Annotated in this window: 21 protein-coding genes; 2 read left to right on the top strand and 19 right to left on the bottom strand. The window is 39.0% G+C overall.

Annotated elements, in window-relative coordinates; genetic code table 11:
• Positions 1-61 precede the first annotated feature (61 nt).
• The 3 genes from K6G87_RS07420 to zapA are packed head-to-tail and all read right to left on the bottom strand — an operon-like array spanning position 62 to position 2,767.
• Positions 62-940: a hypothetical protein gene (locus tag K6G87_RS07420; RefSeq protein ID WP_296835465.1), complete on the bottom strand. Its 879-nt coding sequence runs from the start codon at positions 938-940 to the stop codon at positions 62-64.
• Between the two features lie 16 nt (positions 941-956).
• A complete protein-coding gene (locus K6G87_RS07415) occupies positions 957-2,309 on the bottom strand; it encodes a peptidase U32 family protein (protein WP_296835480.1) in 1,353 nt (450 codons plus the stop codon).
• A gap of 11 nt (positions 2,310-2,320) precedes the next feature.
• Positions 2,321-2,767: a cell division protein ZapA gene (zapA, locus tag K6G87_RS07410; protein WP_296835463.1), complete on the bottom strand. Its 447-nt coding sequence runs from the start codon at positions 2,765-2,767 to the stop codon at positions 2,321-2,323.
• Between the two features lie 281 nt (positions 2,768-3,048).
• Here zapA and K6G87_RS07405 point away from each other — a divergent pair, with 281 nt between their 5' ends.
• Positions 3,049-5,091: an RsiV family protein gene (locus K6G87_RS07405; RefSeq protein ID WP_296835461.1), complete on the top strand. Its 2,043-nt coding sequence runs from the start codon at positions 3,049-3,051 to the stop codon at positions 5,089-5,091.
• Positions 5,092-5,095: 4 nt separating this feature from the next.
• Here the strand turns inward: K6G87_RS07405 and K6G87_RS07400 are convergent, their stop codons facing one another.
• The 8 genes from K6G87_RS07400 to K6G87_RS07365 form a co-directional block, all read right to left on the bottom strand.
• Positions 5,096-5,758, bottom strand: a complete 663-nt coding sequence (locus K6G87_RS07400; RefSeq protein ID WP_296835459.1) for an HAD family hydrolase — start codon at positions 5,756-5,758, stop codon at positions 5,096-5,098.
• Positions 5,759-5,940: 182 nt separating this feature from the next.
• Positions 5,941-6,249 carry a CHY zinc finger protein gene (locus tag K6G87_RS07395; RefSeq protein WP_296835457.1) on the bottom strand — a complete coding sequence of 103 codons (309 nt, stop codon included), beginning with the start codon at positions 6,247-6,249 and terminating at the stop codon, positions 5,941-5,943.
• Positions 6,250-6,278: 29 nt separating this feature from the next.
• On the bottom strand, positions 6,279-7,271 hold the full coding sequence (gene ruvB, locus K6G87_RS07390; RefSeq protein WP_296835479.1) for a Holliday junction branch migration DNA helicase RuvB: 993 nt from the start codon (positions 7,269-7,271) through the stop codon (positions 6,279-6,281).
• Between the two features lie 175 nt (positions 7,272-7,446).
• Entirely contained in the window at positions 7,447-8,073 is a 627-nt protein-coding gene (gene ruvA / locus K6G87_RS07385) for a Holliday junction branch migration protein RuvA (protein WP_296835455.1), read from the bottom strand.
• Positions 8,074-8,268: 195 nt separating this feature from the next.
• Positions 8,269-8,763 carry a Gx transporter family protein gene (locus K6G87_RS07380; RefSeq protein ID WP_296835453.1) on the bottom strand — a complete coding sequence of 165 codons (495 nt, stop codon included), beginning with the start codon at positions 8,761-8,763 and terminating at the stop codon, positions 8,269-8,271.
• 53 nt (positions 8,764-8,816) lie between these two features.
• Positions 8,817-9,203, bottom strand: a complete 387-nt coding sequence (locus K6G87_RS07375) for a NusG domain II-containing protein (RefSeq protein ID WP_296835452.1) — start codon at positions 9,201-9,203, stop codon at positions 8,817-8,819.
• A 140-nt stretch (positions 9,204-9,343) separates the two neighbouring features.
• Positions 9,344-10,924 (bottom strand): B12-binding domain-containing radical SAM protein, encoded by a 1,581-nt coding sequence (locus tag K6G87_RS07370; protein WP_296835450.1) that lies wholly within the window; start codon positions 10,922-10,924, stop codon positions 9,344-9,346.
• 35 nt (positions 10,925-10,959) lie between these two features.
• Positions 10,960-11,751, bottom strand: coding sequence for a histidine phosphatase family protein (locus K6G87_RS07365; protein ID WP_296835448.1), 792 nt, complete (start codon positions 11,749-11,751; stop codon positions 10,960-10,962).
• A 294-nt stretch (positions 11,752-12,045) separates the two neighbouring features.
• Between K6G87_RS07365 and K6G87_RS07360 the strand changes: the two genes are divergently transcribed.
• Positions 12,046-12,363, top strand: coding sequence for a hypothetical protein (locus K6G87_RS07360; RefSeq protein WP_296835446.1), 318 nt, complete (start codon positions 12,046-12,048; stop codon positions 12,361-12,363).
• A 131-nt stretch (positions 12,364-12,494) separates the two neighbouring features.
• Here K6G87_RS07360 and K6G87_RS07355 read toward each other — a convergent pair whose 3' ends face one another.
• The 8 genes from K6G87_RS07355 to ilvN form a co-directional block, all read right to left on the bottom strand.
• The gene (locus K6G87_RS07355; RefSeq protein WP_296835443.1) at positions 12,495-13,583 is read right to left on the bottom strand and encodes a branched-chain amino acid aminotransferase; all 1,089 of its coding nucleotides are present in this window, start codon (positions 13,581-13,583) and stop codon (positions 12,495-12,497) included.
• 92 nt (positions 13,584-13,675) lie between these two features.
• Positions 13,676-15,130 (bottom strand): AI-2E family transporter, encoded by a 1,455-nt coding sequence (locus tag K6G87_RS07350; RefSeq protein WP_296835441.1) that lies wholly within the window; start codon positions 15,128-15,130, stop codon positions 13,676-13,678.
• Positions 15,131-15,200: 70 nt separating this feature from the next.
• Positions 15,201-16,016 carry an Mrp/NBP35 family ATP-binding protein gene (locus K6G87_RS07345; RefSeq protein WP_296835440.1) on the bottom strand — a complete coding sequence of 272 codons (816 nt, stop codon included), beginning with the start codon at positions 16,014-16,016 and terminating at the stop codon, positions 15,201-15,203.
• A gap of 16 nt (positions 16,017-16,032) precedes the next feature.
• Positions 16,033-16,521 carry a 3-isopropylmalate dehydratase small subunit gene (gene leuD, locus K6G87_RS07340; protein ID WP_296835438.1) on the bottom strand — a complete coding sequence of 163 codons (489 nt, stop codon included), beginning with the start codon at positions 16,519-16,521 and terminating at the stop codon, positions 16,033-16,035.
• 67 nt (positions 16,522-16,588) lie between these two features.
• Positions 16,589-17,857 (bottom strand): 3-isopropylmalate dehydratase large subunit, encoded by a 1,269-nt coding sequence (leuC, locus tag K6G87_RS07335; RefSeq protein WP_296835435.1) that lies wholly within the window; start codon positions 17,855-17,857, stop codon positions 16,589-16,591.
• On the bottom strand, positions 17,854-20,307 hold the full coding sequence (locus K6G87_RS07330) for a YfhO family protein (protein ID WP_296835434.1): 2,454 nt from the start codon (positions 20,305-20,307) through the stop codon (positions 17,854-17,856). Before K6G87_RS07330 ends, leuC begins: the two co-directional genes overlap by 4 nt.
• 157 nt (positions 20,308-20,464) lie before the next feature.
• Entirely contained in the window at positions 20,465-21,478 is a 1,014-nt protein-coding gene (gene ilvC, locus K6G87_RS07325; RefSeq protein WP_296835432.1) for a ketol-acid reductoisomerase, read from the bottom strand.
• 62 nt (positions 21,479-21,540) lie between these two features.
• Positions 21,541-21,912 (bottom strand): acetolactate synthase small subunit (gene ilvN / locus K6G87_RS07320; protein ID WP_296835430.1); only part of this gene is annotated, 372 nt, incomplete at its 5' end.

Here is a 21,912-nt window from a genome sequence, read left to right as displayed (position 1 = left end):
TTTCTCCCAAAATTAAACAGAATAGGCCATTTTTAAAGCACAAAGCTCCAAAAAACTCTTCTTATTCCGTTCCTCTTTTATAATGTCCTGTTGTGTAATCCTTATAAGGAATCTCATAAGAACCACCGTAAAGAACACTCTCCCAAAAATTCAAAACAGCCCCGGCTTCCTTACCACTTTCGATTGTAAGGTCAACTCGAAATGCTGCTATATTCTTTTCTTTTGATAAACTTTCTGCCTGCTTATGAAGTGAAAGCGGAACACTATTGTAAATAATATTAAGGCATTGACGACAGTCTGTCAGTACCTTCATAGAATTATTTTTTCTATCAGTAATGATATCATAAGATGTAAAGTTAGTCCCCATCTTGCCTGTGCAGTTGTCCAAAGTCTTCCTTGTGCATCCGGCAGAAACCATCATAGGGATATAACCGTATAAGCATGCAGAGAAAATGCCTTTAGTACTTGATAAGAATTCACCAATCTCATGCCTGTTAAGTTCATATGGAATGCAACCTTCACTTGCCCCTGTCTCTGTAAAAAAAGCCTTGGCAGCGCCATGATTCCACATATATATTCCATAGTCGCATACTATAGAGCCGTCAAAAAAGCCATCTTCATTAAGTGTAAGATAGGCAAGTTCTTCCATATTTCTTACAAGAAAGCCTTTTAAAAAGGAACTGCAAGACTTCCAGATATTCTTTATATCAAGAGGGCCTTTTAGATTTTTTTCCTCCCTCATCATATATGGAAGGGCTGCAAAAATCTCGCTTCCTTCTGACAGGTCCTTGATAGTACCAGTGATATCTTCACTATTATCCAAAAGAAGATGATAATCAATATATATCCTTGAGGGCCTTCTCTTCATCAAAAGGACCTGCTGCAACTGATCAGTCGAAAAGACTGATACATGTAATTGTTTATTTAAAGTAATTGCCATATGTAACCTCGCGGCCTTATTTCCTCATTTTATCAAGAAGCATATCTGCTGCCTGTCTTCTAAGTTCATTAAGCTCTTTGACAGGCATGAATATTCCGGGCTCGCCTTCATCCATATCAATTGTAAGGTCCTGTTCTTTGAGCTCAAAAAATGTATCGCCAAGCTTCATGATCCTTGCTGCAATATCTTCTCTGGCCATAGGACGCTTTGAAGCCTCCTGAACCATCTGCCCTGATACTGTAACTGAATGATCGTCACAGGTAAAAGTCAGCATGGATTCGCAGCCCGCATGGAAATAGGCATAGGCAGAAATGCTGCGCTTTTCCTCTCCATTTAGATACTTGTCTCGTATCTTTGAAATAAGCTTATCATCTGATCCGCTGTAGCCTGGAGATGATAATGTCACCATATCTTTGGAATTATGCCTCTGATAGTAGCCCTGGCTTATCTCTGTTCTTAAATATAAGTGCCTTAATATATCAAGGTCACTTTCTTCAACCTTAAAAGGAGCCTTTGGATCAGCAAGATACTTGTCTATATACTTTCTGTATATAGATGTAACTCCTGCTACATACTCAGGCTTTTTCATCCTGCCTTCTATCTTGAAGGAGTCAATACCAGCATCTATAAGACTTGGAATTATCTCGATCGTACACATATCCTTTAGAGATAATGGATAAAACTCTTCATCACCGCCATGGTTGTCTGACTTTGTACGATTTCTTATACTTTCATCATTCAAAAATCCGCCCTGAAGCTTATAAGGAAGTCTGCAGGGCTGTGCACATCTTCCTCTGTTGCCTGACCTTCCACCTACTATTGAGGAAAAAAGGCACATGCCGGAATAACAATAGCACATAGCACCGTGTATAAAGGCTTCAACTTCAATTTCGGCTTTCTCTTTGATATCTATCATTTCTGAAAGAGATAATTCTCTTGCAGGAACTACTCTTACTGCGCCCATCTTCTTTAGAAGCTTTGCTCCATATACGCCTGTTATAGCCATCTGCGTACTTGCATGAAGTTCTATATTGGGAAAATTCTCTCTAATAAATCCCAATACACCAAAATCCTGTACGATCACTCCATCAAGCCCTGCTTCAGCATAGGGCGCAAGATAATCGTACAGGTCATTAAATTCAGATTCTTTTACCAGCGTATTAACAGTCATATAAAGCTTTCTGCCGTATAGATGGGCATACTTTATAGCTTTAATGACCTGCTGGGTATCAAAATTATCAGCATAAGCTCTGGCACCAAATCTGGTACCTCCAAGATATACAGCATCAGCGCCTGCTGATATGGCGCCAAGAAATGCTTCATAATTACCGGCCGGAGCAAGAAGCTCGGGACGCTTTAATTCTTTCATGTTTTTCAAAATTATCTTTTTCCTTTACCGGAAGAAGAGCCCTGACTTATAGGTGTAACTTTATTCTTAAGTTCAGTTTCAAGCTGTATTATCTTTCTTGAGTTATCTTCAAGATCCTTCTCAAGATTTTTGACATTCTTCTCAGTATTCTCAAGCTTGATCTGAGACGCGATAAGCTCGTGTTTAAGATCGTATAGCTCTTTTTCCTTCTCTGTTGCCTGCTCTTCAAGAAGACTTATCTGCTTCTTGGCTTTAAAATAATCATCTGCAATATTAAGCTGAAGGAGTATTGACTGAAGATCTACCGGCTGTCTGTTAAAACCCTCAATCTTACTGCAGTCTGTAATCTTACCGTTAAGGTATGATGCAACCTTCTGAAGATACTCTTCACTTTCATAACCGCTTAATGTTAGCACTCTTCCACCAATGATGACCTGTGCATCGGTTTTTGCTGCCATTGATCTTCCTCCCCAAAAATTCGAATAAAAAAATATTAGTCACAGATTATAGTCAAGCCTCAGCTTATTGTAAACTATTAGTATAGCTTTGGGACTGCTGCCCAAAAACTCATATATAGATTATAAACTCATGGAAGCCTTGACGCAACCAATCATTGTATATTATAACAAACAGTACAGGGAGTAAATACGCTTTTAAAGCGGCAGCACATGTTGCTGCACGCAATATCTAAAGCACAGTTTCCAGATTATATAAATTTAATAAAGACGGGAGGATAGCCATGACTAAACAACTAAAATTTGCCAGATCATGCAGCGTGGCACTAATAGCTTCTTCACTAATCCTAAGTTCGTGTTCATCCCCGGATCTTAAGAATAAAAGTCAGGATGATGAGAGCCAGAACTTAGCTTCAGCAGCTGCCGAAGGAGAATCAGCAGAAGTTGATAACAGCGCCTCTTTATCTTCAACTACAGAAGATGCAACTGCATCAGATGAAGATGATAATTCTTTAAATTCCAACGGCTGCATCAACCTTGGTTCTAAATCCAGGAATATCCTTGATAATACTCTTATAAAAGAGGATGATAACTATTTTTACTATGTAATATATTCAAAGTTATGGCGTACTTCCAAGGATAATCCGGATGATACTGTATGTCTTTTCCCACAAGATGATTCCAAATATACAATTAATTATAATTACAAATTTGCTTTATATAATGGCAATGTGTATGTCCTTGCGCAAAGCACAGAGGATTATAACGAATATGTCTTCAGGATAGACAGCGGCGGCAATGCATCAATGCTTTCCTTTGAAAATGAGGTCAAGTATTCAGCTGATATAGATATTTACAATGATACTTTCTATCTATACAGTTTCGACAGCGACAATGATATGATCCTTGAGGGTTATAAGCTTGGTGATGACGGATCACTTGGAGAAGCCTACAACGAATTTGAAAATCTCGATTTTGAATTTGAAGATGGCTGGGTTCCTGTATATACGCGTTTTGGAAGCTATAAGTGCTCTCCTTCTTCTATAGGCTTTTATGGCGGCATCTATTGCATGGACAATGCCGGCAACAAGTCAAAGCTGTGCTTCATATCAGCAGATGATACATCTTCCAAAACAGAGATTGCTGAAATTGATGATGGAAATGTTGTGGCACTTACCAAGGATAAACTCGTAATGCTCAATAACGACTATCTTGGTAAATATATCTATTCAATTGATTTAAAGACAGGCGAACGTACAGATATTCTTACCAAGGAATCCTTTGTTTCTCTTGGTTATGCGCATTCAACAGATGTTGAAGTCATAGATTATGATGACGAGAATATCTTTTTAAAGATAGACCAACCTCTTGCCGAGGATCCTGTACCTGATCTTGTATATGACTTTGTCAAAGTTTCACTTACTGATGGACAAAGCGAGCTTCTTTGCAGCATTACACCAGGTGATGATTCGCCAATTGACAATGCAAATCTTATATATAACTTCACATCAAAAGGCCTGACTTATATTACCTTTGTATATTCAAACTACTATCTGTGTTATAGACCTTATGGTGAGATGAATATTGAAAATGTGCTGGTGGCACAGGATCCTGACTATGGAAGTGATCTGATAGAACTTGAAGAGTATGATATCACTTTATCTACTTCGCACAGCGCTTACTTCTATACAGATGATAATTTTGATATTATGGCATTCAGGTCAGATCTTGTGATACCACAGCTTCCAGCGACATCTGATGAATTCATTGAATTTAATGACAATATTATGGAAAACCTGGATGTTGCCGACATGGCCCAGTCATCTGTTGAAGATGCTAAGATGAATGCTGAAGCTTATGATTCATCCAGCGAGTATTCTCCTATGGATCTGTATCCGTATTATTATACCTATAACTACACAGGCCTTGAATACCACGATTCAAGATATGTATGCCTTAGTACAAGTGATTATGAATACTGGGGAGGGGCTCATGGAATGGGCTGGGAATACTCTTATACTCTTGATATGCAGGAAGGTAAGATCCTTAAACTTTCAGATGTTATATCACAGTCTCAGGCTGAATTCGTAGAACTTGTCTGCAATCATGTAACTGATCTTAATGAAGGCTCATTGTTCCTAACCTATGAAGAGACCGCTGATCAGATAAGAAGCTCCTATACAGACAATGACTTCAACTGGTTCCTTACGCCTGATGGTATCGCTGTAAGATTTAGCTCCTACGAGATTGCTCCGTATTCCGAAGGCTATCCTGTTATAACAGTTCCTTACAGCGAAGTATCACTTCTTATCGGTCTTGAGGTATAAGGACTTACATCTTATCAAAATACTTTATTACATCATTAAGGTCTTGCAGAACCACTTCTGCAAGACCTTTAATTTCGTCATCGGGCTGTCTTAAATCCGGAACCATTACAGGGTGCATGCCTGCTGCATGTGCTGCCTTTATTCCGTTAAAAGAATCTTCGATAACATAGCAGTTTGATGGCTCTGCCTTAAGTTTTTTGGCGCAGTCAAGGAAGATATCAGGAGCCGGCTTACCATTTACAACATTATCTCCGCCAAGTATCACAGAAAAGTATTCATAAAGGCCTGTATCTTTCATCTGCTGCCTTACTACAGCTTCTCTTGTGGATGATGCTAGCCCTGTGGCTATATTATTAGAGTGCAGATACTTAAGGATATCTCTTGCATATTTTTTTACAGGTATTCCATTATCATTAATATATTTGTGAAAATATTCTCTTGTGAATTCAAGTCCTTCCTCATAGGCTTCAGGACTTCCAAGTCTTTCTATCATGATCTTCCTTGTCATATCAGAAGTAGTACCTGTGCAAGCAAGAACCATATCTTTGATATCATCTACGTCAAGGCCAGTAGTAATAGCTCTTTCTTCCCAGGCCTTCATATAGATCATCTCTGTATCAAGAAGAATGCCGTCCATATCAAATATAACAGTAATATCCAAGTTCATAAATTTAGTCACTCCGTTCCGGTAAAATAGATAAATGCTTTTATTCAGATAATCATTATACAGCATCCTCTTTAAGAGTTTCGATAATATTATCATCCTTGATCTTATTGATGCTAAGTCCCATGCTGATACCAAGTATCATAAACACAGCAATAAGTACTATACCATAAAATACTAGAGTTTTATTTAGAATATATATTTTTATGAAGTGAACATCCGGGATTAAAGCTGTGGGAGCATTTGGAGCATTTTGAAATAGCTGAATACTCGTTATAACTATAGAGCGTTCCGCATACTCCGCACATAACAGTATCTGGTTCATCTGGAGAGACCGGCTCAAATGCATGATCCTCTAATTCATCATGGCACTTATAGCATGCATAGAACTTTCCGCATCTTGCGCATTTATTTGCTATTATATCAAGCTCACTATGATAGTGAATGCATCTTCCCTCTTTATCTGTCAAATTGCCATATATTATTTTAGTCAAATAAATCCTCTTTCCAGGCTTTTTAGATTTTAGCTTTCTGCTGGCATCTCAAGCCCCATCTGCTCATAACCTGCCTGTGTTACTACTCGGCCTCTTGGAGTTCTGTTAATAAATCCGCACTTTATAAGATAAGGTTCATATACGTCTTCGATGGTTCCTGCATCTTCGCCTATTGCAGCTGCAAGGGTATCAAGGCCCACAGGGCCGCCTGCAAACTTCTCTATCATAGTGATTAATATCTCATGATCTGTATGATCAAGGCCCATATCATCTACTTCCAAAAGATTAAGGGCTTCTTTTACAATACTAATGTCAACAATTCCTTTATTTCTAACCTGAGCATAGTCACGTACACGCTTAAGAGTCCTGTTTGCAAGTCTTGGCGTTCCGCGGCTTCGTCTTGCCATCTCAATGGCACAGTCTGTATCCACTTCGATTCCCAAAACTCTTGCTGACTGGATTATGATCTGAGACAGCTCTTTTTCATTATAAAATTCCATCCTGTGGATCATGCCAAAACGGTCACGAAGAGGCGCAGACAGCATACCTGCTCTTGTTGTAGCTCCTACAAGAGTGAACTTTGGAAGGTCAAGACGGATAGACCTTGCAGTTGGTCCCTTGCCTATCATGATATCGATGGCAAAGTCTTCCATAGCAGGATACAGTACTTCTTCTACCTGGCGGGATATTCTGTGGATCTCGTCCACAAAAAGGATATCTCCTTCCTGAAGACTGTTAAGGATCGCAGCCATCTCTCCGGGCTTCTCTATAGCAGGTCCTGATGTGATCTTAATGTTAACTCCCATTTCATTGGCCATGATCTGGGCAAGAGTTGTCTTACCAAGTCCGGGAGGTCCGTAGAAAAGAATATGGTCAAGGCTGTCTCCACGCTCCTTGGCAGCTTCTATGTATATGCGAAGACTCTTTTTGATCTTCTCCTGACCTATATATTTATCAAGTGTTTTAGGACGAAGGGAACTTTCAACAACGGCGTCTTCACCATTAAATTCCGCATCCATCATATTCTTTGAATTTTTCTGGGTTTGAATAGTTCTTTTAGCCATATATATCCTCGTTTTAGAGTTTTAGTATAGATGTTAGTCAAAAAAGGTTAAATCAATTCTTTTAAAACAAGTCATCTTGAAATTGTACTTCTTTAAAAAGTTCTTCTTAAAGTATTTCTTTTGATAATTGTTCTTAAAATAATTCTTTCAGCGCAAGCTTAAGTATAGCTTCTGTATCAAGCTTTTCATCGCTGCTGCTTAATACTTTTCTTACCGCCTTCATGGCATCTGTTGCATTATAGCCAAGCGCTGCAAGGGCTTCTACAGCCTCATCTCTTGATGATACATCTTCATCCTTGGTGGATATTCCTGATAAGCTTCCTGCTGCAGCCGAGTCATCTGAGCCTTTAATATCAGCATTTGATATCTTGTCTCTAAGCTCAAGCACAAGGCGCTCTGCAGTTTTCTTGCCAATTCCCGGTGCCTTGGATATTGTCTTGGTATCGCCTGAGAGAATCGCGAATCTAAGATCATCTGTATCAAATACTGAAAGTATAGACAAAGCTCCCTTAGGTCCGATTCCGCTTACTGTGATGAGCATTCTGAACATACGGATCTCATCCCTTGTAAGAAAACCAAAAAGGCTCATCTCATCTTCCTTAACATTCATATAAGTATAGAGCTTTACGCTCTCGCCAATCCCCGGCATTCTATCGCATGTGGACGCACTTATATTAACTTCATATCCAATGCCTCCAACGTCTATTACTGCTTTATCAATTTCGAGATTTTCAAGAATCCCCTGAACATATGCAATCATCTGGTCTCCCCTGCTTCAAAAGATTTGCCTTTATATTATAGTCTTTCTTTAATCCCAGCTAAGATCAGTTTGTCATAATAACAAGCTTTAAAAAGCAAGGATTATCTTCACTATATAAAGGACTTTAGTCTTACATTCATATTTGATTTCGAGCAAGCCCAAATCAAAATGACTTTTGACCCTTACGTCATTATATCATAAAGATGCAGCATTTTTTATTCTAGGAATTATACTCTGACTGATAATACCTATAAGAATACCGGTTATAACTCCGCCCACCATAAGTACCGGCAGATAATACATAATGCCGCTTGTCTTTACTACAAATACTGCAACAAGCATCTGCCCTATATTGTGGCTTACGCCGCCGCATATGGATACACCTTTTATGGAAAAAATATCAAGCCTCTTTACAAGGCACATGACAATAAAGCTTATCAAAGCCCCCGAAAGGCTGAAAAGAATGCCGAACATACTGCCAAACATGAATCCGGAAAGAACTATTCTTAAGATATTAATAATAAGAGCCTCTTTCCATCCGTATAAATATAATACAATCAGTATAGCAGCATTAGGAAGTCCCAGTTTCATCCCCGGTATTCCAAATGCAAAAGGAATCAGCGATTCCACATATGATAAAACAAGTGCTACACCAAGCAGCATCCCAAGCTGCGCAGCTTTAGTCTTCATAAAATCCTCTTTTATTGTCTGATTTCCTTGCGATTGATTATCCTGGGTTAGTTTTACTGAGATACAGTGTCTACTTCCTGTTCTTCACCACCTGAAATAGTGATCACAAGTTTGTGGGGCAAGCAGATAATGCTTTGACCGGATTTGGATATGATTCCCTGAGATACACATAGCTTATCCGGACAATTGGCATCATCCATATAGCATCTGCCATTATCAATGATAAGAACATTTTGTCCCCCGTCTCCTGTATCTATAACAACTTCCCTGCTACTGTAAAGGTCATATTCTTCTGTAACCTGACCATCTACAAGGATCTGAACAGTTGCGCCTTTATCAGCTTTTACAAAATTCATATATAGGTAAAGAAATGCCGCAATACCTATAATTATAACAACCAGTATTATTTCTGCTTTTAATTTTTTGTTATCAGTTTTCATCCTGTAATCTGCCTTAATCCTGCTATAAGTCTTTTATTTCGTATCTGCTTTATTCTTGTTATAGATCTCTTACTGATATATATGCCTTTTTTCACAAAATTGTAAGAACAGTTACTTATGTTTTATGTGCGAAGTTGAGTTTATGAATCAATAACAGTTACGGCCGCTTCGCCTGTAACAGGATGCATCCTGCTATAATCAAACAGATACGCCTTAGCTCCGTCAGGCCAGTTAAACACTTCCTTTGAAGTCATATGCCTGCTTTGATGGAGATGGAGCATCTTGTCATAGTTTATCCAAAGGCTAAAGACCTCTTCTGCGCCATGCTCTTTTCCAAAATCCTGCAATATATCATACTTTTTCTTAACAGCTATTCCTACTCCTGCAAGGTTATGGTCATTAAGATACTGCGCCATAGCTTCATACATTTCAAAAGGAGAAGCAAAAAACTGCTCCAGATATTTAAGACTATGCATAAACATCTGCGAGTTATAAAACAGCTCAACTGCGTCGCAGACTCTGTGAAGCTTTGCTATCTCATCATAGCTTATCCACTTCGTAGCAAAAATCTCATAGGGCTGTCTTGAGCTATATACAAGTCCATATTCTTCCCTGTGATCATACATATCAGTTCCTTTTAAAACCTTTAAAAATCCAAGCTGAAGCTGATCTGCATATAAGGGATATATATCATTAAAAGACTTTTTAAATCTCTCATAGTTTTCATACGGAAGACCTGCTATAAGATCGGTATGAAGGTTAATGTTATAAGCTTTTCTAAGAGCCTTAACATTATCAAAGATGAGCTTATTATCTGCTGTTCTGTGTATAGCCTTCATAGTAGGCTCATAGGTAGTCTGAATACCAATTTCAAGCTGCACAAGTCCCGGGCGAAGCGATGATAAGAGCTCTATCTCTTTTTCTTTTAACAGATCTGCTCCTATCTCAAAGTGAAAATTAGTAATGCCGTTATCATGCTCCTTAATAAAGGTCCAGATCTCAAGCGCCCTTTCTGATGAGCTGTTAAAGGTTCTGTCTATAAATTTGACCTGCTTAACCTTCTGGTCAAGAAAATATAAAAGCTCTGACTTAACAACATCCATACTGCGGTAGCGGACTTTCTTTTCCAAAGAAGAGAGACAATAACTGCAGCGAAATGGACAGCCCCTGCTTGATTCATAATATATAATGCGATTTTCAAAAGGTTCAAGACGGTTATACAAAAAAGGAATCTCGTCCATGTTAAGGATAGACTTTGGACCAGGCTGTCTTATTATGATCTCATCGTCCTTGTAAGCAACGCCTTCCATATCATCAAGAGGAATATCCCTACCCTCTTTAATGCAGGCAGCTATAAGCCTGAAGTTCTTCTCACCTTCGCCAAGCATCACAAAATCGCAGAACTCAAGATAGGTCTCAGGATCATTGGTTGCTTCAGGGCCTCCTGCTATAAGACGGATATAAGGAGCAATTTTATGAATATCTTCTATAAGCTGCTTCATAAGCTCCACGTTCCAAATGTATATGGAAAAGCCTATAACTTCAGGTTTTCTCATAAGAATGCCGTCAAGAACATCCTCATAACGATCATTAATTGTAAACTCAATAAGAGACACATTATCGCTTGTAGCATTAGCAAAGGCAGCAAGTGAGTATACTGCCGGGTTTGAATGAATATATTTTGCATTAAGTGCAACTAATAAAATCTGTTCTTTAGACATTCATAAATCTCCAATACAACTAGATTTTTTTGTATTTATTTACTAAACACTGTAGAGAATGCTCCAAATCCGGATACAGGCTCATTTTCTGCATATAAATGCGCAGTATCTCCAAGTGCCTGAATTCTAAAGAAGGCATCGTTATGATATCTCTTCTCTGCATTAACTATAGTCACTGATGAAGGGGCTTCAAAGGTTCCGTGCCACAAGGTTACAGGAGATATGGAAAGAAGATGCGCAAGCATTACACATTCAACTCCAAGATGGCAAAAGAAAACAATGGTCTTATTATCATCCTCATCTCTTACCTGGTACTCCATGATACCTCTTGTCTGTATATTATCGATTTCTGCAGGGAGATCATTGCCATCAGGATTTTTAAACTTATAATACTTACCCTGCCTTATATAGCCATATGATGCAAGGATCTCGTCAAGGCCATCGCATACTTCAAACCACATCTTTTTAATCTCAGGATTGGTCTTATAAAGATCACAGTCGTACCAGTTGTCCGGATCCAGCATAAGAGGCTGAGTTGTAAAGAATTCAGGAAAATAGTCCCACGGAACCCTGAAATCCTTGGTATAAGGATCAACTACCCTGTAATGAAACTCCTGAAGCCAGTCGCAGATAACAGCTTCTTTATTATGCACCTTAAGAGTAGGGGCCGCTGTATCTCTAGCTCTTCCAAGAGGTGAACAGTAAAATCTGTCCACATTCCAGCTTGCAGTCCTTTTAGCAAGAAGCTCAGCTTCCTTTTTACCTTTTTCTGTAAGTCCATCTATAGAATAATCAGGCTGTGCATGCCTTATAAAAATCAGTCGCATTTGTTTTCTCCTTGTAAAAATGTTAAAGCTCCCAATACCCACTTAATTATAGTACCATATTTCCCATTATCAAAGCTTCTATAATATCTTAAAAGCCCATAAAATCTGCCTTTTAAGATGATTTTTTAATTCATTTGATAAATCCAAAAATTTAGATAGATTTTGTGTAATATATGATTTTATTTTGTGGAAAACTTATAATTGATTTTAGTTTCCATTAGGATTATCATAATTTAGGTTTAAAATTTATGAGGGTTGTTTAATTATGATTTTTGAATTATCAAGAGGTGGACAATGACAAAAGACAGAAGCGATTTAATCAACGGACTGGCAGCAGCCATGGGAGCCGGCAACTTTTCAGCAACCAAATATGTTGAAAACAAATATGATAAAGGCACAGGCACATTCTACTGTAACGGACATATAATAAGTGCTACTACTATTCAAAAAGCCAGTGACTTTTTTGAAAGCAACATGAACAGATGTAACAGAAGCACATCAGAAGGTAACGAAATGTACCTTATATACGAAACAGCTGTAGAAGCAATCAAAATGATGCGCCAGACAAATGCAAATCAAAACTCAGCCATAGTCGCATCAGACAAACAATAATAATACATAGTATTAAAAACTTCTATAAGCTAACTCCATTATAAATATCTATTAAAAAAGTCGCCGCGCCGTAGCCCATATAAGGCTACCACGCAGGCGACTTATTTATTATCAGTCTTATAATATATGAATTATGCTTCGCAGATCTCGTGGATCCATCCTTCGGGTCCTTCTACGCTGCCCATCTGGATACCTGTGAGTGTGTCGTAAAGCTTCTTAATAACAGGTCCCATCTCATCCATACCACTAGCAAAGCAGATTTCCTTGCCGTGATCATTGATCTTGCCTACAGGGCTGATAACAGCTGCTGTACCACAAAGACCCATCTCTACGAATTCAGGAACCTCTGAAAGCTTAACAGGTCTCTCTTCTACGTTAAGACCAAGAATGTCTCTTGCAACCTGAACAATTGATCTTCTTGTGATAGAAGGAAGAATAGAATCTGTATGTGACTTAGGAACTACAAGTCCGCCATCTTTAGTAACGAAGATGATGTTAGCTCCGCCAGTCTCTTCGATATAAGTACGTGACTCAGCATCAAGATATACATTCTCTGCAAATCCCTCTTCATGAGCTTTAACAATTGCATGAAGGCTCATTGCATAGTTAAGACCAGCTTTAATATTACCTGTTCCGTGTGGTGCTGCTCTGTCAAAATCAGAGATCTTAACAACGATAGGCTTAGCACCGCCCTTGAAGTATGGTCCTACAGGTGTACAGAAGATTCTGAACTGATACTCATCTGCAGGCTTAACTCCAATTACATTACCTGTTGCGAACATAACAGGACGAATATAAAGTGTAGCGCCGCTTCCATACGGAGGAACCCAGTCCTTGTTGGCTGCTACAACTTCTTCTACAGCCTTCATGAATCTGTCTGCAGGGAACTGAGGCATTTCAAGTCTTGCAGCAGAATCAAGCATACGTGATGCGTTAAGATCAGGACGGAAAGTAACTATTTTGCCATCCTTAGTCTCATATGCCTTAAGTCCTTCGAAACATTCCTGAGCATAGTGGAGAACTCCGGAATCCTCACTTAAAATAACTCTTGCATCTGTGGTGATCTCACCATCATCCCATTTTCCGTCCTTGTAATTAGATACATATCTGTAGTCAGTAGGTATGTAACTAAAACCGATGTTACTCCAGTCGAGTTCTTTCTTAGCCATTTCCAAATCCTCTTTTCTTAAAATTTTCCTCCCAATACATTTGCAAAGCATATGTACATTTTTAACATGTTAAATTGATTAAAATTATTATAATTCCAAATATCAAACTGTCAAGAATACAATCTTTAACAGTTTTAAAATTTTTATTCTTGATCTTTTTTAATATCACTACCCTGAGTATTTTTATTCTCGGTGTTCTGGGAAACAGAACCGCTTTCCTGCACCTTTATAACGTCAGGATTCTTGCTCTTATGAGACTTTTTATGTTCCTCCTTGTGTTTGGATCTAAATATCCTGCTCCAGGACGAACCTGCCTTCTGTGATCTGTACTTGGTACTGTTGGGATCACCAAGGTAGTGAAACTTACCCTCTTCTATGTAAGCAGTATCTATATAGGTCTCCTCATCTGTAGGAAGATGATTCTTATCAAGATAATGGTCTGTAACTCTTGAAATAAGCGAATAGATAACAGCAAATACAGGAACGCCCAGTATCCATCCTGCAAATCCCCACAAGCTTCCAAAAAGCATGATCGCAAAAATAACCCAGAAGCTTGAAAGACCGGTTGAATTACCAAGGATCTTAGGTCCTATGATATTGCCGTCGATCTGCTGCAATATGATAACAAATACGATAAATTCAAGAGCTGATAAAGGGCTTATAAGAATAAGTATCAAAAATCCAAAGCCGCCTCCAATATAAGGCCCAAAAAACGGGATTATATTGGCAATACCAACAATTACAGAAATAAGCAGATAATATGGAATATCCATGATCCTGCAGCCTATAAAGCAAAGGAGTCCTATAATTGCGGAATCAACGATCTTACCTGTTATAAAGCCTGTAAAAGTAGTATGTATGAGCCTTGAAGATGATATGACTTCATTAGCGATATCTTCCCTAAAGAAAGCATAAGCCATCTTCTTTCCTTTACCGCAAAAGCTTTCCTTGGAATTAAGTACATATATAGCAACGATAAGTCCTACGATAAGATTTATAAAGCTGTTAATAACATTGATTGCCTGCTTGGATATCATAGTCAGTATCTGAGAAATATTAGGAAGAACAGTCTCCTGAACATAACTATTGATTCTGACATATATCTGATCAGCAATGCCGTTAACGGTACTGATAGTTGTAGGATCAGATGATTCCAAAAATCTATTGATAGCAAGATCGATATTCCTGTAGTAAGTAGGGATATTACGAATAATATCTCTAATACTCTGATATATCTGAGGGATGATGTAATACATGCAGGCCCATATAATGAAAATAACAAAAGCCATTGTGATAATAATAGCTATATTCCTTATAAGCTGCTTGTGACGGAATTCTCCGTTCTCATCTCGCTTTGCTCCAGCCTTCTCCCAGATCTTCTCAAGAATCTTCTGCTCAACAAAATTCAGGATCGGAGATAGTATATATCCCAGTGCAAGACCGGTTACTACTCCTTCCATTCCATCAACTATGGAATGCAAACCCGAAATAATATAACCGCCCTTAAAAATGACATAATAAATAAGCATAACAACAAGAGCTGTTACAATTCCGGTGATGCTCCATGTGATCTGGTTCTTGTCCGGTCTGAATTTCAAATCTGCCTCCTCATAACATTGTGTCAAATCCGCATTTATAATGCGATTTGCCCGTTATAAAACAGACATATTATTCACTAAGAGACTTAAGTCTGTATACAAGCTGATCAAGATCTTCAGATATCAGATCTTCTATCTGTCCGTTATCACAAAGCTTAGCATAAGAAGAATCAAGAGGAAGACGTCCAAGTACATCAAGCCCCTTTGATGCTGCATATGAATCAAGGTTACTTTCACCAAATATAGAGATCATCTCTCCGCAATGAGGACACTTCATGTAGCTCATGTTCTCAACAAGTCCGATTACAGGGATCTTCATCATCTTGGCCATATTAACAGCCTTATCAACGATCATAGCTACAAGATCCTGAGGTGTAGCAACAACAATTATTCCATCAACCGGAAGTGACTGGAATACTGTAAGCGGTACATCTCCTGTTCCCGGAGGCATATCTACGAACATATAATCAACATCGCCCCAGCATACTTCTGACCAGAACTGCTTAACAACTCCGGCAATAACAGGGCCTCTCCATATAACAGGATCAGTCTCTTTCTGCATAAGGAGGTTTATTGACATTATGTCGATTCCCTTACCTGATGAAGCAGGAATTATAAGTCCCTGTTCATTAACCTGCTTAACACTGGATACTCCGAACATCTTAGGAATAGAAGGACCGGTTATATCAGCATCCATGATGGCTGTCTTAAAGCCTTCACGATTCATAGCACATGCTGACATAGCTGTTACAAAGCTCTTACCAACTCCGCCTTTACCTGATACTACTCCTATGACTTTCTTAACATGAGTACCTTCTGCAGGATCTACCTTAAAATTCACAGGCTTTTTAGCTGCGAATTTTTTTCTTAATTCTTCGTCTGCCATTAAAACCTCCAATAAATTATTTTGTATTTATATAATTTACGAGACCGCCGCAATCAATAATCTTCTGCATAAAAGCAGGAAATGCCTGTCCCTGATATTTTTTGCCGGTGGACTCATTAGTTATAATACCACTATCAAAGTCAATATTCACTACATCACCGGAATTAATTTCCTTTGCTGCTTCAGGACATTCAATAATAGGAAGGCCTATATTAATAGAATTTCTATAGAAAATTCTTGCAAATGTTTCAGCTATAACGCAGGATACGCCTGCAGCTTTGATAGCTATAGGTGCGTGCTCACGAGAAGATCCGCATCCAAAATTTTTATTGGCAACGATGATATCGCCTTTATTTACTTTATTTACAAAGTCCTTATCAATATCTTCCATGCAATGAGCAGCAAGATCTTTGGGATCTGTATTATTAAGATATCTTGCAGGAATTATAACGTCTGTATCTACGTTATCTCCAAATTTAAAAACCTTACCGTTAGCGTTCTCCATATTATCCTCCATAAAATCGCCATATGCCCGGCCGTTATAAGCCACAAGTAATACATAAAATCAAATATTACATAATTTCAGATGGCTGTGAGATCTTGCCTGTAACAGCACTTGCTGCTGCAACTTCAGGGGATGCAAGATATATCTCAGAATCAACAGCACCCATACGACCTACAAAGTTACGATTTGTTGTAGATACACATCTTTCCTTACTTGCAAGTACTCCCATATATCCGCCAAGACACGGGCCGCAGGTAGGAGTTGAAATTATTGCACCTGCATTTATAAAGGTCTCAAGAAGTCCTTCCTTAAGAGCCTGCATGTATATCTTTTGTGTAGCCGGAATAACTATACATCTTATGCCTTCTGCAACGTGCTTGTCCTTAAGAATAGCTGCAGCCATGCGAAGGTCAGATATACGGCCGTTAGTACATGAACCTATTACAACCTGATCGATCTTAATTTCAGGAATCTGATCAAAAGTCTTGGCATTTTCAGGAAGATGAGGGAATGAAACAGTAGGTGTGAGTTTTGAAAGATCTATGTCAATAACTCTTACATACTCAGCATCTTCATCAGCTTCAAATACTTCATATTCCTTGCCAGGTGCATGCTCTTTGAGATACTCAATAGTTTTTTCATCAACAGGGAAGATGCCGTTCTTGCCGCCGGCTTCAATTGCCATATTGGCAATAGTGAATCTGTCATCCATGGAAAGGCTCTTAACGCCCTCTCCTGTGAATTCCATAGACTGATATAAAGCGCCGTCAACGCCTATCATTCCAATTATGTGAAGGATCAGATCCTTACCTGATACATATTTGGAAAAAGAGCCTGTGAGATTAAATTTAATGGCTGATGGCACCTTGAACCATGCTTTACCTGTAGCCATACCTGCAGCCATATCTGTAGATCCTACACCTGTAGAGAAAGCACCAAGTGCTCCATATGTACAAGTATGAGAATCTGCACCAATTATAAGATCTCCGGGAACAGTAAGTCCGTTCTCAGGAAGAAGGGCATGCTCAATACCCATTTTACCAACTTCAAAATAGTTAGTGATCTTGTTCTTTCTTGCAAATTCACGAACACACTTGCAGTTCTCAGCTGACTTAATGTCCTTATTAGGGACAAAATGGTCAGGAACAAGTGCGATCTTGTCCTTGTCAAATACGCTATCTGTATTGAACTTCTCCATCTCTTTAATGGCAACCGGACTTGTGATATCGTTACCAAGAACGAGATCAAGATCTGCCTCTATAAGCTGACCTGCTGTAACATGGTCAAGTCCTGCGTGTTTAGCCAGAATCTTCTGGCTCATAGTCATTCCACTCATAGTGTACTCTCCTGGTTTTTCTTAATATGACACATAACAATATATGCAATAAGTATACCTATTCCTAAAAGAGAAATACCTATTCCCAGATAGAAATTAGTAGGCTTATATTTAACTTCAATAACATGACTTCCCTTACTTACCGGTATGGCCATAAGTCCATAATCTGCCGTGATTATGTCTACCTCATTGCCATCAACTGTAGCAGTCATTCCGGATACATTTGGTACTGAAAAAAATACAAGCTCGTACTCATCAAACTCTTTGGTAACCGCCTTAAACCCATTACTTGTTGTAGTAAATTCGGTGCAGGCAGATGCCTTTCTCTGGTTGCATAATGATCTGAACTGATATATATCAATTTCATCATTAGCAAGATCCGAAGCACTCATCCTTATCATATTACCCTGATAAATACTTGCTACTTCATCAGGAAGGATCAGCACTTTAACAAGTGACAGGTCAAGCTGTGAAGGATCTGCTGCAGTCCAGTCTGACTCTGATGTGTAGTAGTCAAAGGTAAATCCCATAGGTATATAATTAGTATTTTCAAATAAGGTGAATCCGTTCATCCCTTCTTCTGTGCTTACCTGCTCATAGTCGAAGGTTCCTTCATTATTCAAAAACTCATCGTCGTCATTGATCCTTGAATTCTCAACATAGTATCTTGCCGACAATATAGCCCTGAGTCCCGCTCTTGAAAGAGGCGAATCGGATTCCACGGAACGGGTAATCCCTGCTGCTCCTTCATAAAAGTCGAATATCTGACCGGGCACTGTCGAAAGGAAGCAGTGAATAGTAGGTATTCCCCACCTCATTTCATAGTTGGTCGAAGTCGAATCAGTCTCTATTCTGCAAAAAGAGCTTTCATCAATTTCAGGTTTAGTATCAAGCATCTGCAGCTTCCACTGCTCCATGCCATAATCACTTATAAGAGAGCTTCCGTTTATAAGGATGATCATTGTTCCAAGGCATCCTGCAAGGACAGTTCCTATAAATGAAAGTTTTACTCTTGTCTTTATTTTCCTTGAAAGAAATACAATTAGTATAAGTATCGAAGAAAAGACTGCCGTACCAAGAACATCTCTCCAAAAGATATCGCTATTAGATACCATCTGCATATAGACTATATTGCCGTCATCATCTCTTGATGGCAGTATTGATATAACTATAAGCAAAAGGAACATAATGATCGTGGCAAGTGTTCCTGTTCTTAAGTTCTCTCCTCTGTCCCTTTCTACCATCTCACAGGTCACAAGGCTCATGATAAGTATTGGCATATAGAACCATCTTGCATAATACTGTGAGTTGAACAAAGAGAACATCGAATTAAGAACCGGTATAAAGGCAATTATCAAAGAGGCAAAAAGCATCCTCTTCTTCCAATCCGATACTCCCTTTTTATTTCTAAAATAAGCTATAACTCCGGCAAGTCCGAACATAGGCAGATATACTGCAAGCGAAGCATTCTTGACCGTCGTGGTAAAAAAGAGTGTTCCCCTTCCGATAATATCAGGAAGCATTATCATACTTTTAATAATGTCCCAGTACATATAACCGCTTGAATATACAACCATGTCATATCCAAGTATATAATTATCAAGTCTGCTGTTACCAAGCACTCCGTTAAACGCAAGAAGAAGGAAAAGTCCCGCGATCATAACACCTACAAGGCCGCCTGATATGAGTCTTAAGAGATTTTTGCCAATATCGGATAATTTTCTTCCTTGAATATAGCGAAGCAGAAAATATATGCCAAAGAATATGACCTGACCAAAGAAGAAATAATAGTTGACTATGCTGCATACGCAGGTCATGATCACAAAATATATCCATCTTGATCTGCTTGGTACAAATCCTTTCTGCCCCTTATCAAAGTCGCAGAGATTTTCAAAAGCTATCATGAACAAAGGGAAAAATGCAACGGCATCAGTAAAATGATTGAATACTATATTGGTTGCATTGAATCCGCAGAAGGCAAACAAAATAGCTCCAAGCTGGGCTCCTCTGTTAGTCCTTGTATACCTTCTCATATAAAGGAAGGCATTGGCAGAAGCTACGCCGTACTTAAGCGCCATCAGAAATGGCATCATATACGGAAGCCAGTTTTCAGGGAAGGGAATTGTGATCCAGAAAAAAGGACTTCCCATCAGATAAAAAGACAGATCCGCTATAAGATCTCCGCCAAGATCAAGATTCCAGTTCCAGAAAAATTGTCCGTTTCTTACAGCTCTGTGAGCAAGAATATAAAATGGAACCTGCTGAACATTGTAATCACCATAATAGAAAAACAATCCTCCATGTTTGATGATCACATATAAAGCCGCAATAACATACATGGCAAAGCCAAGAAAGAACATGCAAAACCACATTCTGCGCCTGCCAAACTCTGTTGTCACTTTCTCCTTATCATTTATATTATTGGAAATTTCTTCTAGCTGCTTGTCCACTTGTACGTAGTCTCCCCTATAGATTACTTGATAAAAAAGCAATATATGAGCTATTTTAACCATATAAATCTGCTTTTTATTAAAGAGGTGTCACCATCAAGGTGCCACCTCTTTAGTTTATCGTAATCCTCAGACTTTTACAATGTAAGCCTTTATATTAGTTGTTAACGAGCTTGTCGTTCTCATTGTTCCAGCTGTAAAGTTTTCTGATCTCTGTTCCAACAACTTCTGAAGGATGAGCAGCTGCTTTCTTCTTCATAGCCTGGAAGTGGATCTGACCATTCTTCATATCCTGAATGAACTCAGAAGCGAATGTTCCGTCCTGGATATCAGAAAGAACCTTCTTCATAGCCTTTTTGGTCTCAGGTGTGATGATCTTAGGTCCTGTTACATAATCACCATACTCAGCTGTATTGGAGATTGAATATCTCATTCCTTCGAAACCTGACTGATAGATAAGGTCTACAATAAGCTTCATCTCATGGATACACTCGAAATATGCATTTCTCGGATCATATCCTGCCTCTACCAGAGTCTCGAAACCTGCCTGCATCAGGGCACAAACACCACCGCAGAGAACTGCCTGCTCACCAAAGAGGTCTGTCTCTGTCTCTGTTCTGAATGTAGTCTCAAGCAAACCTGCTCTTGCGCCACCGATAGCAAGACCGTAAGCTAAAGCCTTCTCTAAAGCCTTGCCTGTAGCATCCTGGTATACAGCTACCAGACAGGGAACTCCTTTGCCTGCCTGATACTCTGAACGAACTGTGTGTCCCGGTCCCTTGGGAGCTATCATTGTAACATCAACATCCTTAGGCGGAATAATCTGATTGAAATGAATAGCAAAACCATGAGCGAACATAAGCATATTTCCTGCCTCTAAGTTCGGCTCGATATCCTTCTTGTACATAGCAGCCTGCTTCTCATCATTAATAAGGATCATGATAACGTCAGCCTTCTTAGCTGCCTCAGCTGCAGTATATACTTCAAAGCCCTGCTTAACTGCCTTCTCCCAGGACTTAGAACCTTCATAAAGTCCGATAATAACATTGCATCCGCTCTCCTTTGCATTAAGAGCATGTGCATGTCCCTGGCTTCCGTAACCGATAACGGCTATTGTCTTGCCTTTAAGTGCAGCCAGATTACAGTCTTCCTGATAATAAATTTTTGCCATGATAATTATTCCTCCTAAGTAATTTGAATTGTTTTATTATTAATAATTATAAAAATCTGTTTTTAATCATAGGTACGATTAAGAAGCTTCTCTGCGTCCTGAATGTCAGCGGCGCCTCGTGACAGGCCGGTAATACCCGTTCTGGCAAGCTCCAGGATCTGATAATCGGATAACATGTCTATAAAGGCATCAAGTTTATCCGTAGTACCCGTAAGCTCAATGATCAGAGACTCCTTGGTAACGTCGATGACATTTGCACGGAAAATATCCGCCACCGATATAATGGACTGACGTGTTCTCTCATTTGCGGAAACCTTTATAAGAATAAGCTCCCTGCATACCGATTCATGAGACTCCAGCTTTTTAATAAAGAGAACGTCTTCCAGCTTAGATAACTGCTTCTCGATCTGTTCTAGGATCTGCTCATCACCAGA

Source organism: Butyrivibrio sp. (assembly GCF_024699075.1).
This window is presented reverse-complemented; position numbering and strand designations above follow the sequence as displayed.